Source organism: Geobacillus stearothermophilus ATCC 12980 (genome assembly GCF_030369615.1).
Classification (GTDB): Bacteria; Bacillota; Bacilli; order Bacillales; family Anoxybacillaceae; genus Geobacillus; species Geobacillus stearothermophilus.
Genome location: NZ_CP128494.1, coordinates 1,197,501 through 1,213,050 on the forward strand (window position 1 = coordinate 1,197,501; position 15,550 = coordinate 1,213,050).

Sequence of the window (15,550 nt, forward strand, 5' to 3'; positions counted from 1 at the left end):
AAGTCGTAACAAGGTAGCCGTACCGGAAGGTGCGGCTGGATCACCTCCTTTCTAAGGACGAAAAGCGGAAGCGCCGCGTTCGGCTCTCGAAGCCAAATGTTCTTCACCCGGAGGGGTGCTGGCACCCCGAGGGGGAAGGTTATTTGGCAGAAGAGAGCCAGGCGCTGGAGCTAGACAAGACGAAAAGTGGAGGCCGCAATGGCCAACTGTCGATACACAGCGCTTTCGTTTCGTTCAGTTTTGAGGGAACGAGTCATGTTCTCTCAATGACAAAAATCGTTCCTTGAAAACTAGATAACCGGAAAAGCGGAGGCTCGCGGGTTGCCGCGATGGGCAAATGTTCTTCGCCTGCAAGGGTGCTTGCACCCGGAAGGCGAAGGTTATTTGACCCCGAGCGGCGGCGAGCCGACGCTAGACAATAAGGAAGAAGCCGAGAGCGCTGTAGGTTAAGCTAGAAAGGGCGCACGGTGGATGCCTTGGCACTAGGAGCCGATGAAGGACGGGGCAAACGCCGAAACGCTCCGGGGAGCTGTAAGCAAGCGTTGATCCGGAGATGTCCGAATGGGGGAACCCACTGTCCGTAATGGGGCAGTATCCATGCCTGAATCCATAGGGCATGGAGGGCACACCCGGGGAACTGAAACATCTTAGTACCCGGAGGAGAAGAAAGCAAACGCGATTCCCTGAGTAGCGGCGAGCGAAACGGGAACAGCCCAAACCAAGAGGCGTGCCTCTTGGGGTTGTAGGACCGCTCATTGTGGGAGTGAGAAAGGAACGGGGTAGACGAACCGGTCTGGAACGGCCGGCCAGAGAAGGTGACAGCCCTGTAGTCGAAACTTCGTTCCCTCCCGAGCGGATCCTGAGTACGGCGGGACACGGGAAATCCCGTCGGAAGCAGGGAGGACCATCTCCCAAGGCTAAATACTCCCTAGTGACCGATAGTGCACCAGTACCGTGAGGGAAAGGTGAAAAGCACCCCGGAAGGGGAGTGAAAGAGAACCTGAAACCGTGTGCCTACAAGTAGTCAGAGCGCGTTCATGCGTGATGGCGTGCCTTTTGTAGAATGAACCGGCGAGTGACGATGGCGTGCGAGGTTAAGCCGAAGAGGCGGAGCCGCAGCGAAAGCGAGTCTGAACAGGGCGAAAAGTACGTCGTCGTCGACCCGAAACCAGGTGATCTACCCATGTCCAGGGTGAAGGCCGGGTAACACCGGCTGGAGGCCCGAACCCACGCACGTTGAAAAGTGCGGGGATGAGGTGTGGGTAGGGGTGAAATGCCAATCGAACTTGGAGATAGCTGGTTCTCCCCGAAATAGCTTTAGGGCTAGCCTCGGGATGGAGAGTGTTGGAGGTAGAGCACTGATTGGGCTAGGGGCCCTCATCGGGTTACCGAACCCAGTCAAACTCCGAATGCCAACGACTTATGCCCGGGAGTCAGACTGCGAGTGATAAGATCCGTGGTCGAGAGGGAAACAGCCCAGATCGCCAGCTAAGGCCCCAAAGTGCACGTTCAGTGGAAAAGGATGTGGAGTTGCAAAGACAACCAGGATGTTGGCTTAGAAGCAGCCACCATTTAAAGAGTGCGTAATAGCTCACTGGTCGAGTGACTCTGCGCCGAAAATGTACCGGGGCTAAACGTGCCGCCGAAGCTGCGGGATGACCGTTGGTCATCGGTAGGGGAGCGTTCTAAGGGCGTTGAAGCCAGACCGGAAGGACTGGTGGAGCGCTTAGAAGTGAGAATGCCGGTATGAGTAGCGAAAACAGAGGTGAGAATCCTCTGCGCCGAAAGCCTAAGGGTTCCTGAGGAAGGTTCGTCCGCTCAGGGTTAGTCGGGACCTAAGCCGAGGCCGAAAGGCGTAGGTGATGGACAACAGGTTGAGATTCCTGTACCACCTCCTTCCCGTTTGAGCGATGGGGGGACGCAGGAGGATAGGGCGAGCAGGCGGCTGGAAGAGCCTGTCCAAGCCGCAAGGCTGATCCGTAGGCAAATCCGCGGATTGTAAGGCCAAGCGGTGATGGCGACGGAGTCATCCGGAAGTCCCCGATTTCACACTGCCAAGAAAAGCCTCTAGCGAGGGAAGAGGTGCCCGTACCGCAAACCGACACAGGTAGGCGAGGAGAGAATCCTAAGGCGCGCGGGAGAACTCTCGTTAAGGAACTCGGCAAAATGACCCCGTAACTTCGGGAGAAGGGGTGCTCGTTTGGGTGAAGAGCCCGAACGAGCCGCAGTGAAAAGGCCCAAGCGACTGTTTATCAAAAACACAGGTCTCTGCGAAGCCGAAAGGCGACGTATAGGGGCTGACACCTGCCCGGTGCTGGAAGGTTAAGGGGAGCGCTTAGCGGAAGCGAAGGTGCGAACCGAAGCCCCAGTAAACGGCGGCCGTAACTATAACGGTCCTAAGGTAGCGAAATTCCTTGTCGGGTAAGTTCCGACCCGCACGAAAGGTGTAACGACTTGGGCGCTGTCTCAACGAGAGACCCGGTGAAATTATACTACCTGTGAAGATGCAGGTTACCCGCGACAGGACGGAAAGACCCCGTGGAGCTTTACTGCAGCCTGATATGGAATTTTGGTATCGCTTGTACAGGATAGGTGGGAGCCTGGGAAGCCGGAGCGCCAGCTTCGGTGGAGGCGGCGGTGGGATACCACCCTGGCGATATTGAAATTCTAACCCGCACCCCTTAGCGGGGTGGGAGACAGTGTCAGGCGGGCAGTTTGACTGGGGCGGTCGCCTCCCAAAAGGTAACGGAGGCGCCCAAAGGTTCCCTCAGAATGGTTGGAAATCATTCGGAGAGTGCAAAGGCACAAGGGAGCTTGACTGCGAGACGGACAGGTCGAGCAGGGACGAAAGTCGGGCTTAGTGATCCGGTGGTTCCGCATGGAAGGGCCATCGCTCAACGGATAAAAGCTACCCCGGGGATAACAGGCTGATCTCCCCCAAGAGTCCACATCGACGGGGAGGTTTGGCACCTCGATGTCGGCTCATCGCATCCTGGGGCTGTAGTCGGTCCCAAGGGTTGGGCTGTTCGCCCATTAAAGCGGTACGCGAGCTGGGTTCAGAACGTCGTGAGACAGTTCGGTCCCTATCCGTCGCGGGCGCAGGAAATTTGAGAGGAGCTGTCCTTAGTACGAGAGGACCGGGATGGACGCACCGCTGGTGTACCAGTTGTCCCGCCAGGGGCACCGCTGGGTAGCTATGTGCGGACGGGATAAGCGCTGAAAGCATCTAAGCGTGAAGCCCCCCTCAAGATGAGATTTCCCACCGCGTCAGGCGGGTAAGATCCCTCGAAGATGACGAGGTCGATAGGTCCGAGGTGGAAGCGTGGCGACACGTGGAGCTGACGGATACTAATCGATCGAGGGCTTAACCTAGAAAAGCGGCGGCGAGCCGGAGCTAGACAATGAAAAGTGAAAGCGTCCCGGCTTCTTCCCGAAACGGTTATCTAGTTTTGAAGGAATGGCTTTCCTTCTTGACAACATTTATTTTTTAAGTATAATAAATGATGTCGAAACTGAATCGCTTGCCTAGTGGTGATAGCGGAGGGGAAACACCCGTTCCCATCCCGAACACGGAAGTTAAGCCCTCCAGCGCCGATGGTAGTTGGGGCCAGCGCCCCTGCAAGAGTAGGTCGCTGCTAGGCAAAGAACAAGCAGCCAGTTGTGCGTAATGCATAATTGGCTGCTTTTGTTTTTGTTGACCAAGTTTCTGGAAGCCTCCCGTTCTTAATAAGGTGGATGGATCACGATCCGCTTTTTTCAGAACTCCTATTTGCCCTTGGAAATGTTCACTCGTTCAATCTTTCTTTTTCGCCCTTCTCCTTGCGCATCATGCTGAATGACAATGTTAGTAGTGGAATATCTGTGAACTACCCACCACCTACGCTTCGCTTAGAGGTGGGGGCTTCAAGCGACTTGTGTGTGTTCGCTGAACGGTAAGCCACACACAAGAACCCTTTACGCTTCCCTTCGTTCCGAAGGTGTCCGTTCTAGCCATATTCTATCATATTCGTTGGCTAACGCCAACCGAAATTCATCTCCCACTTTCACTGGTGCTGGCGCACCTTCACGTTTAGAAGTAGGAGACTTCTTTCGAAGGGAAGTTAAAGAGAATGCAAAATTTTTTTGAAGTACATATAATGTCCAAGTGGAGATGGTAATATATTGTTGGGGATTCATAATGGGACCATTTTAGGAGTATTATAGTAATTTGGGCTGATCGGCGTTTCGACAGTACAATGGGGGGATGAGCGTGGATGATCAGCACCCAAAGTCATTGCGGGTTCTATCCATTTATGAGAGGCTTCGCAAAGGGGAGGCGATTTCAAAAAAGAGGGAGGCGGAACGGTTTAGCGTCAACGAAAAAACCATTCAGCGTGATCTCGATGAGTTGCGTGCGTACATTGCCGAGATGTTCCAAGGTTTAATGGAATTGGAGTATGATCGGAAGAAAAATGGTTATGTGCTGAAGAAGGACGAAGAAGGATGGTTGACAAACAAAGAAATTTTGGTTGTCTCTAAAATACTGCTGGAAAGTCGTTCGCTGCCAAAGGAAGAGATGGATCGAATATTGAAAAAACTCATTTTTCAATCCCATCCGCAAAATCAACGGTTTATTCAGGAAGTGATCCAAAATGAACGTTTTCACTATGTTCCTTTGCAGCATAACCAACCGCTTATTGAAATCATTTGGGAGTTAAGCAGCGCTGTACATACGAAACGCATTGTTTTAATCGACTACAAAAAGGAAGGGAGCGATGCCCCCGTTGCCCGGAAAGTCAAACCGGTAGGCATTATTTTTTCCGACTATTACTTTTACTTGATTGCCTTTCCGGAAGATTATGATTTTGACTTTCCAACGATTTATCGCATTGACCGTATTGTCCGCTATACGATAACTGACGAACATTTTCACTATGATTACAAAAATCGTTTTGAAGAGGGGGAGTTTCGAAAACGGGTGCAATTTATGCATGCTGGGGAATTGATAAAAATCACCTTCCGCTTTTGGGGTTCGTCTTTGCAGGCGATTTTGGACCGTCTTCCTACCGCGAAAGTTATAGGGAAAGATGGAGATGCTTTTGTCATTGAGGCTGAAGTATACGGGCGCGGTATCAAAATGTGGCTGCTAAGCCAGGCGCAATATTTGGAGGTGATCAAGCCAAAAGAGTTTCGCGAAGAGATGAAAAGAACGATTGAAGAGATGCTGGGGAATTATCGGCAAGAATACGTTTGACGAATTCATGCTAGGGGATGAGCCGCTAGTCTTGCAGGTGAAACGATGTAGGCAAATGATTTTTCTATAATAATGTAAACGCCTTGTTGACTTTCATACAGACAGCGACAACACGTTGCCTATGAGCTTTTTTCGTGTGCTAAGAGGATTAGAACTAGAACCACCGATAAATCTCGAACAAAGATCAGTTATTGGGAAGGGGAAAAGATAAAGTATGAAAAAACGCTTATCATTCTTTTTGGCACTAGCATTGTTGTTCTCCACGGCGGCAGGCTGTTCATCGGAATCATCGTCCCCATCTTCCGGTGACAAAAAAGAAAGCCAAAAGCAAGAAACGAAGGCACCGCTATCGAAGGAAGAGTTTGCAAAAATGATTTCCGATCCGGATCAATACAAAGGCTCGAAAGTAGACTTCTATGCGAAAATTTTTGTTGAACCGGAAAGGAGCGATGACGGCGTTTACATTCAGGCGTTCGCCGATCCAAAAAATAGTGAACAGAACGTGATTGTGGTGGCGGATCCGAAAACGGATGTGAAAAATGAGGATATTATTCATGTTGTTGGAACAGTGAGAGAATCATTTGAAGGAGAAAATGCATTAGGTGGAACCGTGACTGCTCCTGTCATTGATGCAGAAAAAGTAGAAAAAACGGACTATATAAAAGCGTTTTCAAAGCCTTTGAAAACAATTGAGGTGAACAAAGAAATTAATCAGCATGGCTACATTGTTAAATTAAGCAAAGTTGAGGTTGCCGAGGATGAAACAAGGGCGTATGTGACGATTTCCAATCAAAGCAACGCTAAAATTAACTTCTGGGAGCATAATGCAAAGCTGTTAGTAGGGAATACACAGCATGAAAAAGCGGATAACTTTGAAGCAGGCTATCCAGAAATTCCTTCGGATATTTTGCCGAAAGCAACAGTTGATGCGATTATTCCTTTTCCTGCAATTGACCAGAATGAAAAGACGATTAAACTTTATTTTGAGGGAAGTTCAGAAAACTATGACATTACTATCGAACCGTTTCAATTTGAAGTTAATTTGAACTAAAATGCACTTTTGGAACGTGTTAGTGTAATAAAAATAAAGAGGAAAAGGGGGAGCGGCGCTGCACATTGCGCCGCTCCTTGCGTCTTGTTTACAGGTTTTGCCTGTCTTTCGTCACGGTTGTTCATTATGATGGCGGTTTCTCACGGCTGCAGGGATGGGAAGTAGGCTCTGCCGACGGAACAGACGATTTTTCAGCTTCATTTATATAAAGCCGGAAAATGTGCTGATTTTAGGTCCTTCGAAAATGTTTATCAGTTCGTTCCAAGGGCTGCTTCCGGATTTGAATTTAGAGGGCATTCAACAAATGACGTTTCAACAGCTGGCCTTGATGATTTTGCCTTTCTTGCCGAAGGGCCAGCTTGGTCGGTCGCATCACTGGTATTTTGAAAGCGTTTTGTTTGATGATGATGAACTAGAGCGAAAACGAATTGAGTTCAAAGGTTCGTTGTCTTTTATGCGGCTGCTTGACTGGTTTGTCGAAGGAATAAAGGAACGATACGAATCGCAGATGCAGCCGGTCATGGTGTTCGATGAGTATTTGCCATAGCAAAGGAATGGAATTTGATGCGGTGATGCTGGTCAACGTGAATGGAGAACATTTTCCTAATGACGATTTGCATGCCCGTCTCCTTTATGTTCTAGTCACCCGCGCCCAGCATGAGTTGAAAATATTTCGCTATTGGAAGGGCTCGTTCAGCCAACAGCCAAATCCGCTTCCAAGTTTGATGACATCTTATGAGAAGGCGGTGCATGCCCATCCCTAAAGTTCAAAATTTCTTCATTTTTTCTCCACAGATGATGGCGAAATATTCAACTATTTTGTAAAATTAAATATGTAGGTGAGCGTAGGTTTCCACTATTGATATCATAATTGTAGAGCAAAACAATTTATTATATAAGTATATTTTTTGCAGTGCAAATAAAAGTGATATACTATAACTGAAATGTGTTATAATAATTCTCGTCATCTCCCCCAAGCGGCGAGGGGGAGTGCTGAAATCGTTTCGAGCGGTCGCTCACCGTTTTTACAAATATGAGAGGATAGGGATGGTAAACATGGGCAACAAACAAGGAAAAACGGATGTCATTTTAATCGGCGCTGGCATTATGAGCGCGACGTTGGGGGCGCTCTTGAAGGAATTGGCGCCAGAGTGGGACATTGCCGTGTTTGAGCGGCTGGAGGAAGCGGGAGCGGAAAGCTCCAACGAGTGGAACAACGCCGGGACGGGGCATGCGGCGCTGTGTGAGTTGAACTATACGGTTGAGAAGGCCGATGGGTCGATTGACATCGGCAAAGCAATTAAAATCAATGAGCAGTTTTACGTCTCTTTGCAGTTTTGGGCTTATTTAGTCAACAGCGGTATTCTTCGTGACCCGAAAGATTTCGTCCGTCCGCTGCCGCATATGAGCTTTGTGCAAGGGGAAGACAATGTGGCGTTTTTGAAAAAGCGCCACGAAACGATGGCGGCCAATCCACTGTTTAAAGGGATGGAATTTTCCGATGATCCGAAAAAGTTGGCCGAATGGGTGCCGCTCATGATGGAAGGGCGGGTGGTGGACGAGCCGATCGCGGCGACCCGCATCGAATCGGGAACGGACGTGAACTTCGGGGCGTTGACGCGTCAACTGTTTGAACATTTGAAACGGAAAAATGTCAACATTTACTACCGCCATCATGTCGAGGATATCCAACGGACAAGCGATGGCTTATGGGAGTTGAAGGTGCGGAATTTGGACACGGGCGCGGTGGAGCGCCATGCGGCCAAGTTCGTTTTCATCGGCGCCGGGGGAGGCAGCCTCCATTTGTTGCAAAAATCCGGCATTCCCGAAGGAAAGGGGATTGGCGGCTTCCCGGTGAGCGGGTTGTTTATAGTGTGCAACAATCCGGAGGTTGTGGAAAAGCACCACGCGAAAGTGTACGGCAAAGCGAAAGTCGGCGCGCCGCCAATGTCGGTGCCGCATTTGGACACGCGGTTCATCGACAATCAAAAGATGTTGTTGTTTGGGCCGTTTGCGGGTTTTTCGCCGAAATTTTTGAAAAACGGATCGATGCTCGACCTGTTCACTTCAATCAAGCCGCATAACGTCTTGACGATCTTGGCGGCGGGCGTGAAAAATATGGCCTTGACCAACTATTTGATCCAGCAAGTGCTGTTGTCGAAAGAACAGCGCATGCAAGAGCTGCGTGAATTCGTGCCGACGGCGAAAAGCGACGAATGGGACATCGTCGTGGCGGGTCAGCGCGTGCAAGTGATCAAAGACACGGAATCTGGCGGCAAAGGAACGCTGCAATTCGGCACGGAAGTCGTCCATGCGGCTGATGGTTCGATCGCGGCGTTGCTCGGCGCTTCGCCGGGGGCATCGACGGCGGTTCATGTGATGTTGGAAGTCATCGAGAAATGTTTCCCAGAGCAGATGAAACAATGGCGACCGAAAGTGAAAGAAATGATTCCGTCCTACGGTGAATCGTTGATGAAAAACGAAGCGCTGTTGCGGCAAGTGCAAGCGTCTACAGCGGAAGCGCTCGGGTTGAACGGCCACTTTGCGATACAGTTGGCGTAGGCTTATAGGTTTGAGCAATGGAAAGGAAAGCCGAGAGCCCGTTGCTTGGAAGGAGCAGCTGCCTGGAAATGAAGGGCGGCTGTTTTTCTATTTCGTTTGCCGCTTGATGTCGGAATGAAAGGGGCCTTGCCCTGCGGTTTTCAGATGCACGGTGGGGCGCAATCAAGTATACTGGAAAACAAAGACGTGAATGGAATAGCAATGGATCATCAAGGCTTGTTGAGACGATCTTGCGCTGCGGCCGCTGTTATCTTCCATGGAGAAGCAGTTGAAGGGGGTGAGGCTATGACGAGATGGGTGTCCTATTCAGAAAAGCGGCAGTTCTTAACAACGTTTTTGCACAATCATCGCTTAAAGCATCCGGATGCCCGATTTGTGCTTAAGTATTTGCTTCAGCACCCCCATTTGCTTGAGAACGTCCAGTTTACGGAAACCGAGCAAAAGCAGGCGCGGTGGCTGATCATTTCGACTGCGATGACGGAAGAGGAAGGGCTCGTCTTTTATCGGCGCGGTCAAAAAAGCACGAGTCTTGCCTCGATTATGGGCGATTTGGCGCTGCATCCGAACGAGCCGCTCTATTTGACGCTCCATTTTCCAGGAAAGGCAAGGAATTTTTCGTACCTTCGGCTTATTGATCACCAAGCGTTTGAAAATGTCAGACGGCACGAGCGGCATGAGAAAATGGCGAAGGCGGCCGAGCAAGTGTTGGATGAGGCGCTGAAACGTCATGAACTATCGGTGTTGAAAATGCAAATTGACCAGGCGCTTGACCGAAAAGATATGGCGTTGTTTCAACAGCTGACGGAACAGTTAAAAAAATACGAAGGACAAAACAGCTAAACGGGCTGCGGGCCTGCATGGGGCAAGCCCGCAGCCGGCGCTGGCCGCTGAACGCGGCAGTTGGGCATCGGGTGGGAGTGCTAGTGTTGCACCGTGCGGCAGCGTCAGGAAAGCGGGATGATGGCCTCGGCGACGTTGTAGTCGAACGAATCAAGTTCGGTCGGGCGGCCGAGTACAAGCTTGGCAAGTTCTGCGCCTAAATATGGCCCGACGGTGAGCCCGGAAGAGCCAAGGCCGTTGGCTGCGTAAAGGCCGGTAAAACCGGGAAGCGACCCGAAGACAGGGAGAAATCCAGGCGTGCGCGGGCGAAACCCGACCCGTGTTTCCACGTAGGTGCACGCCGACAGCCCTGGCGCGACGGCGAGTGCTTTGTCCAGTATTTCGTGGATGCCGCCGGCGGTGGCGCGGACATCCATCCCCGCTTCATCTTCATGGGTCGTTCCGATGATGATTCGCCCTCTAGGGAAGGCGAGCATATACTGATTGTTCGGCGGCATGACGACCGGCCATCGGTCGGTCTCGCCTGCCAACCATTCGAGATGAACGATTTGTCCTTTTTGCGGAGTGACGGCAAACCGAACGCCCAGCGGCTCAAGCAGTTCGCCAGCCCATGCGCCGGCTGTGACGATGACCGCTTCGGCCGTGTATTTCGCTCCATTGACTTCCACGCCGATGACGCGGGAGCCTTCAAACAGGATCTGGGCGTTTCCGCGGATGTAGGCGGCGCCAAGCTTTTGGGCCGCGTTTGTGAGGGCGTCCCGCACCGCTCGGCCGTTCACTCGGGCGGCGCCGCTCACATATAGGGTATGATGCTCACCGCCAAGCGGCGGAAACAGCTCCTTCGCCTCATGGGGATGAAGCCGCACGATCTCTCCCATTTCCGGCGCGTCTTCGCGCCGTTTGCGAGCGCGCTCCTCCATTTGTTCCAGTTTCTGTTCGTCTGTATGCAGGCAAAGCGCCCCGACGCGCGCATAACCGGTGTCCGTTTCCCCGAGCGCTTGCAGTTCTTCGATGAGGGAGGGGTAAAACTTCGCTCCGTTTTTGGCCAATCGGTACCATTTTTGGTTGCGGCGCTGCGACAGCCAAGGGCAGACAATCCCCGCCGCCGCACCGGTCGCCTGCCCTTTGTCGCCGCGGTCGATGATGATCACGTTTGCGCCTTCCTTGGCCAAATGGTAAGCGGTCGAGGCCCCTAAAATGCCGGCTCCGACGATGATGTACTTCATTCATGAACACCTTTTCCTTTTTTCTACTAGTATACCATAGACGGCGCCAATCGGGAACCGGTGTGGGCCGGCCCGAAAGCCGGCAGGCGTCAAAAAGGCGCCCGCGTCAAACGGTGTTCGGCATATTTTTTCCGTAAAAGATCTCATCCATTTCCCTTCTCAGCTTGGCGGTTGTTTCATTCGCTTCTTGTTCGCTCAAATCCTCTTTTGCATAGCCAAACAAGTAGTTGTCCAAATCAAACTGTTTCAACTTGCATTTTGTGTGAAAAATATTCTCTTGGTAAATGTTTACGTCGATCATATCGTACTTTTCGCGAATGTGCTCCGGGATATAATCTTGAATCGACGTAATGTCATGGTCGATAAACAGCTTGTATCCGTGAATGTCGCGCGTAAATCCGCGCACGCGGTAGTCGATGATCATAATGTCGGCGTCAAATGAATGAATCAAATAGTCGAGCGCTTTGAGCGGCGAAATTGCCCCGCATGTGACGACATCAATATCGGCGCGGAACGTGCTGATTCCGTCATTCGGGTGATATTCTGGGTATGTATGGACGGTGATATGGCTTTTGTCAAGGGAAAGCACCACCGCCTCCGGCAAAGGGCCGTCATCTTCGGGCACCTCGACAACCGGCCCCTCGGAAACGAGCATCGTCACGCTCGCGCCCTGCGGAACGTAATCTTGCTTGGCGATGTTTAACACATGGGCGCCGATCATGTCGGCGACACGTTTTAAAAGATTCGTCAGCCGTTCGGCATTGTACACGTCGTCAATGTATTCGATATACGCCTCTCTCTCCTTCGCCGTTTTCGTATAGCAAATATCGTACATATTGAAGCTGAGCGATTTCGTCAAGTTGTTGAACCCGTGCAGCTTGACGCGCGGTGTTTCGTTCATCGACGGGACCCATCCTTTCGTTTTTTCTTAATTTGTCCCGTTGCTGGCGAAGATAGTAATTTTTCTTTTGAAATGGAAGAAAACGGAATATGGGCTTGCCCTAATGGTCTATGGCCATTTCCGGGAAGTGTCCGCTTCAGCTTGCCCGTTTCGCTTGATATTCTTGAATGACCGACCGGACAATGTGAAGGGAGTCCCACTCCTTCGCCGAAAAAAAAGACGATCGGATATTTTTTTTCGGGAAAAGCGTTTCTTGAATTTGTTTCGGCGGCATGCCTTTTTCGTATAAATCGATGATGTTGCCTTGAAGTTCAAGCAAGTAATCGAGTTTTCGCTGCAAGGCCTCGCGCCCGTTTGGGAGATAGCCGGCATGGGCGCAGAAGACGTCGCCGAAATCGTATGTCAACGTGCGTTGCAAGGAGGCGATGATCGCCGGGATGTTTTCCTCGCGCAAGATGACTTTCGTTTTCTCTTGGCAGTACAAGTCGCACGGGGAACGAAACGTGTTGGGGCGGCTTTTTCTTTTCGATTTCGTCTTCAAAAGGTGCCTCTCTCCCCTAACCGGAAAAGCGGAAGGGGGCGGCGCGTCAATACGCCGTCCATCCGGCATCGGCGACGATCACAGCGCCGTTTAGAAAACTGGCGTCATCGGAAGCTAAAAACAGGGCGATGTTGGCGATTTCCTCTGGTCCCCTGCGCGAGGTTTGAGGGCGGCGTCTGCCATGGCTATTTCGAATGGAGTTGACGCCGTAATCGTGGCGCTGAATGTTTGTTCGTACTGACTCCCAGGTGCGATGGCGTTGCAACCTTCAAGCGTTAGCTAAGAGGGGGAAGTGGACTGGCGACGTCATAGAGGCAATGTAGTATAATGGAATGGGGTGCTTCCACCTATTATGATGAGCCACGAGGGGGACATAGCTGTGATTGTCACGACCACCAATACCATTGAGGGAAAAGAAATTGAAGAGTATTTGGGCATCGTAGCGGGAGAGGTCATTTTGGGCGCCAATGTCGTCCGTGATTTTCTCGCCAGCATCACCGACATCATCGGCGGGCGGAGCGGAACGTATGAAAGCAAGCTGGCCGAAGGGCGGGAGATGGCGATCAAGGAGATGGTCAATAAGGCGAAGCATCTTGGCGCTAACGCCGTCATCGGGGTGGATCTTGATTTTGAAACGCTGCGCGATGGCATGATGATGTGCATTGCGACAGGGACGGCGGTGCGGGTGAGATCGTAATGGAAAAGCAGAGGGTCTATCGGCCCCTGCTTTTTTTGCTTTGCTGGCTGCCGTTGTGGGGTGTCAGTGCATCGGCTGTTGATGCTGATGGGGTTTTGCGGCTTGAAATTGGATTGACAGAGGAAAAAAAGAGGGTTATGATTCACATATATGAACAAATGCTCATATGTTAAAGTGAGAGGGAACAATGATGAAGGCAGAAGATCATTTGTTTTTAGATGAAAGCGTCGTGGAGGAAGTGTCGAAAATCTTTAAAGCGTTGGCGGATCCGACGCGGATGAAGATGTTGTATTTGTTGTCGCAGGAAGAATGCCATGTCGGCCATATTGCGGAAGTGCTCGGCATGTCGCAGTCGGCCGTTTCCCATCAACTGGCGCTGCTTCGGGCGCTACGGCTTGTCAAATATCGCCGTGAAGGGAAATCACTGGTGTATTCGTGCGATGACGATCATGTCATTTCGCTGCTGAGGCAGGCGATTGATCACGCTCAACATCCATAAAAGGGAGAGAAGAACGATGCATCATCATGAACACGGCCATTGCGGCCACCATCACGGGCATCATCATGGCTTGGGCAGAGAGGGGAGCCAAAAAGGGCTGGCGGCCGCTCTTGTCATTACCGTCGGGATTATGGTTCTGGAGTTTGTCGGCGGGCTTGTGACGAACAGCCTTGCTCTTCTTTCGGATTCGGGGCATATGCTGAGTGATGCCATTTCACTTCTATTAAGCCTGGCGGCGGTTTGGCTGGCGGCGAGGCCTGCGTCGCCGAAGAGGACATATGGATTTTACCGGTTCGAGATTTTAGCGGCGCTCGTAAACGGGGTTGCGTTGGTGGGGATTGCCGCTTGGATTATTTGGGAAGCGGTCGCGAGGTTTGTGAATCCACCTGCTGTCGCGAGCGGGCCGATGATGGCCATTGCTGTCATAGGGTTGCTGGCTAATTTGGCAAGCGCTTGGGTGTTAATGCGCAAAGGGGATGTCAAAGAGAACGTCAATGTCCGCAGCGCCTATCTTCATGTACTTGGCGATGCGTTAGGCTCGGTCGGGGCGATGGCGGCAGGGCTTGTCATCTGGCTGTTCGATTGGTACGCGGCCGATCCGCTCATTTCCATCGCGGTGGCGGTTTTGATTCTAAAAGGAGCATTTGCCGTAGTCAAGCAGACAGTGCATATTTTAATGGAAGGAACGCCGGCGGCGATTGACCATGCGGAAGTGAAGGCGGCGCTCTCGGGCATTGATGGGGTGATCGATGTCCACGATTTGCATATTTGGACGATCACCTCGGGGCTTGATTCGTTAAGCTGCCATTTGCTCATTGAGGAAGGATGCGATGGGCAGGCGGTTTTGCAGCGGGCGATTGATTTGATCGAGACGCGCTTTCACATTCGCCATGCGACGATTCAAATCGAAATGCCGCATATTCGCCATGGGGAGATGGAAGTATAGGGGAGGGCTGCCAAGCTTCTCCCCGTGTTTTTTAGGATCTCCAATTGTGTTGCAACGTTTCAAGGAAGATACGTACATTTTGCTTGTTTTCCATAATCGGTGCACAAATATAGGAAAACATTCGGTAAAACGGTGGATGGTTCAAGTGAACGATGGACAGATGGCCGTGCTCGATGTCGCGGGCGACGACGCTGCGCGACAGCAAGGACAGGGCGTTGCCGTTGATCAGCGTTTCTTTAATGCCTTGGTTGCTGCTGATGATCATGAGCGATTGGATTTTCAGCCCGTTCGAGCGGATGAAATGGTTGAAATATTCCCTTGTTCCCGACCCGACTTCGCGCGCCACCCACGCCTCGTTTTGCAGCTCGCCGATCGTGACTTCGCCTTTTTGTGCTAGCTCGTGCCGCTTGGAGGCGACGATGACGAGCTCGTCTTGCATAAACGGGTAGACGGACAATTCTTTTTCGTTCGTTTGCCCTTCGATCAAGCCGATGTCGACTTGATACGATTTGACGAGTTCGACAATTTCTTTCGTGTTGCCGATCATCACCTCAAGCTCCAATTCTGGATAGCGCTTTTGGAAATCGGGCAAAAGCGGGGGCAAAATATACTCTCCAATCGTAAAGCTGGTGCCGATGGTCAATTTGCCTTTCACTGAGTGATGGTGCTCCAAAATGTCTTGCTTTGTTTGTTCATAGAGCGCCATCATTTGTTTGGCGCGATCGTACAAAAGTTCACCTGTCGGCGTCATGCGCAGCCGCTTCGGGGAGCGGATGAACAGTTTCGTCTGGAACTCCTTCTCTAAATTTTTAATGTGCAAGCTGACACTTGGCTGGGATAAATGGAGAATTTCCGCCGTCTTTGTGAAATTTTTCACTTCTGCTAACGTAATGAACGTCTTCAACTCGTCGTAATACATTGGCCAACCCCTCGCATGCAGCCTGACTGTTTTGTTGCGGATTATTATTAGTGATGTTAATAGTTTTAATAATTTATATTTATTTTACTAATGTTTTGTTTTGCGGTAAAGTGTAAATATGATATTTTGGATAAA

The 15,550-nt window shown here is 51.1% G+C and carries 14 protein-coding genes, 3 rRNA genes and 1 pseudogene (1 of these 18 running past the window's edge); 13 read left to right on the top strand and 5 right to left on the bottom strand.

Annotation, left to right across the window (positions count from 1 at the left end; genetic code table 11):
* The 10 genes from QSJ10_RS06360 to QSJ10_RS06405 all read left to right on the top strand — a co-directional run.
* A 16S ribosomal RNA gene (locus QSJ10_RS06360) occupies positions 1-51 on the top strand; it begins 1,508 nt to the left of the window's first position.
* A 270-nt stretch (positions 52-321) separates the two neighbouring features.
* Positions 322-450: a hypothetical protein gene (locus QSJ10_RS06365; protein WP_268760403.1), complete on the top strand. Its 129-nt coding sequence runs from the start codon at positions 322-324 to the stop codon at positions 448-450.
* Positions 445-3,372 (top strand): 23S ribosomal RNA (locus QSJ10_RS06370). The genes QSJ10_RS06365 and QSJ10_RS06370 overlap by 6 nt, the downstream gene beginning before the upstream one ends.
* Positions 3,373-3,524: 152 nt before the next feature.
* Positions 3,525-3,641: ribosomal RNA gene (rrf, locus tag QSJ10_RS06375) — 5S ribosomal RNA — on the top strand.
* Together the 16S, 23S and 5S rRNA genes form the textbook arrangement of a ribosomal RNA operon.
* Positions 3,642-4,249: 608 nt before the next feature.
* The gene (locus QSJ10_RS06380; RefSeq protein WP_053532635.1) at positions 4,250-5,233 is read left to right on the top strand and encodes a helix-turn-helix transcriptional regulator; all 984 of its coding nucleotides are present in this window, start codon (positions 4,250-4,252) and stop codon (positions 5,231-5,233) included.
* 214 nt (positions 5,234-5,447) lie between these two features.
* Positions 5,448-6,284 (top strand): hypothetical protein, encoded by an 837-nt coding sequence (locus QSJ10_RS06385; protein ID WP_049625229.1) that lies wholly within the window; start codon positions 5,448-5,450, stop codon positions 6,282-6,284.
* A 244-nt stretch (positions 6,285-6,528) separates the two neighbouring features.
* Complete coding sequence (locus QSJ10_RS06390; RefSeq protein ID WP_049625230.1) at positions 6,529-6,831, top strand: hypothetical protein; 303 nt, start codon at positions 6,529-6,531, stop codon at positions 6,829-6,831.
* A 7-nt stretch (positions 6,832-6,838) separates the two neighbouring features.
* Entirely contained in the window at positions 6,839-7,048 is a 210-nt protein-coding gene (locus QSJ10_RS06395; protein ID WP_049625231.1) for an ATP-binding domain-containing protein, read from the top strand.
* A gap of 292 nt (positions 7,049-7,340) precedes the next feature.
* Entirely contained in the window at positions 7,341-8,846 is a 1,506-nt protein-coding gene (locus tag QSJ10_RS06400; RefSeq protein WP_049625232.1) for a malate:quinone oxidoreductase, read from the top strand.
* 285 nt (positions 8,847-9,131) lie between these two features.
* The gene (locus QSJ10_RS06405) at positions 9,132-9,686 is read left to right on the top strand and encodes a YpiB family protein (RefSeq protein ID WP_053532633.1); all 555 of its coding nucleotides are present in this window, start codon (positions 9,132-9,134) and stop codon (positions 9,684-9,686) included.
* Between the two features lie 104 nt (positions 9,687-9,790).
* Here the strand turns inward: QSJ10_RS06405 and QSJ10_RS06410 are convergent, their stop codons facing one another.
* The 4 genes and pseudogenes from QSJ10_RS06410 to QSJ10_RS06425 all read right to left on the bottom strand — a co-directional run bounded on the left by QSJ10_RS06410 (position 9,791) and on the right by QSJ10_RS06425 (position 12,619).
* Positions 9,791-10,912 carry an NAD(P)/FAD-dependent oxidoreductase gene (locus tag QSJ10_RS06410; RefSeq protein ID WP_049625233.1) on the bottom strand — a complete coding sequence of 374 codons (1,122 nt, stop codon included), beginning with the start codon at positions 10,910-10,912 and terminating at the stop codon, positions 9,791-9,793.
* 106 nt (positions 10,913-11,018) lie between these two features.
* Positions 11,019-11,813 (bottom strand): adenosylmethionine decarboxylase, encoded by a 795-nt coding sequence (gene speD / locus QSJ10_RS06415; protein ID WP_049625234.1) that lies wholly within the window; start codon positions 11,811-11,813, stop codon positions 11,019-11,021.
* Between the two features lie 136 nt (positions 11,814-11,949).
* A pseudogene (locus tag QSJ10_RS06420) lies at positions 11,950-12,300 on the bottom strand (MBL fold metallo-hydrolase); the annotation flags it as partial.
* 100 nt (positions 12,301-12,400) lie between these two features.
* Positions 12,401-12,619 carry an SDR family oxidoreductase gene (locus tag QSJ10_RS06425; RefSeq protein ID WP_230847134.1) on the bottom strand — a complete coding sequence of 73 codons (219 nt, stop codon included), beginning with the start codon at positions 12,617-12,619 and terminating at the stop codon, positions 12,401-12,403.
* A 114-nt stretch (positions 12,620-12,733) separates the two neighbouring features.
* On the opposite strand from QSJ10_RS06425, the gene QSJ10_RS06430 reads away from it, so the two are divergent.
* The 3 genes from QSJ10_RS06430 to QSJ10_RS06440 all read left to right on the top strand — a co-directional run bounded on the left by QSJ10_RS06430 (position 12,734) and on the right by QSJ10_RS06440 (position 14,496).
* The gene (locus QSJ10_RS06430) at positions 12,734-13,051 is read left to right on the top strand and encodes a YbjQ family protein (RefSeq protein WP_025951297.1); all 318 of its coding nucleotides are present in this window, start codon (positions 12,734-12,736) and stop codon (positions 13,049-13,051) included.
* Positions 13,052-13,241: 190 nt separating this feature from the next.
* Positions 13,242-13,550: an ArsR/SmtB family transcription factor gene (locus tag QSJ10_RS06435; RefSeq protein WP_025951296.1), complete on the top strand. Its 309-nt coding sequence runs from the start codon at positions 13,242-13,244 to the stop codon at positions 13,548-13,550.
* A gap of 16 nt (positions 13,551-13,566) precedes the next feature.
* Entirely contained in the window at positions 13,567-14,496 is a 930-nt protein-coding gene (locus QSJ10_RS06440; protein ID WP_033017394.1) for a cation diffusion facilitator family transporter, read from the top strand.
* A 31-nt stretch (positions 14,497-14,527) separates the two neighbouring features.
* Here the strand turns inward: QSJ10_RS06440 and QSJ10_RS06445 are convergent, their stop codons facing one another.
* Positions 14,528-15,415 (bottom strand): LysR family transcriptional regulator, encoded by an 888-nt coding sequence (locus tag QSJ10_RS06445; protein WP_033017395.1) that lies wholly within the window; start codon positions 15,413-15,415, stop codon positions 14,528-14,530.
* Between the last annotated feature and the right edge of the window lie 135 nt (positions 15,416-15,550).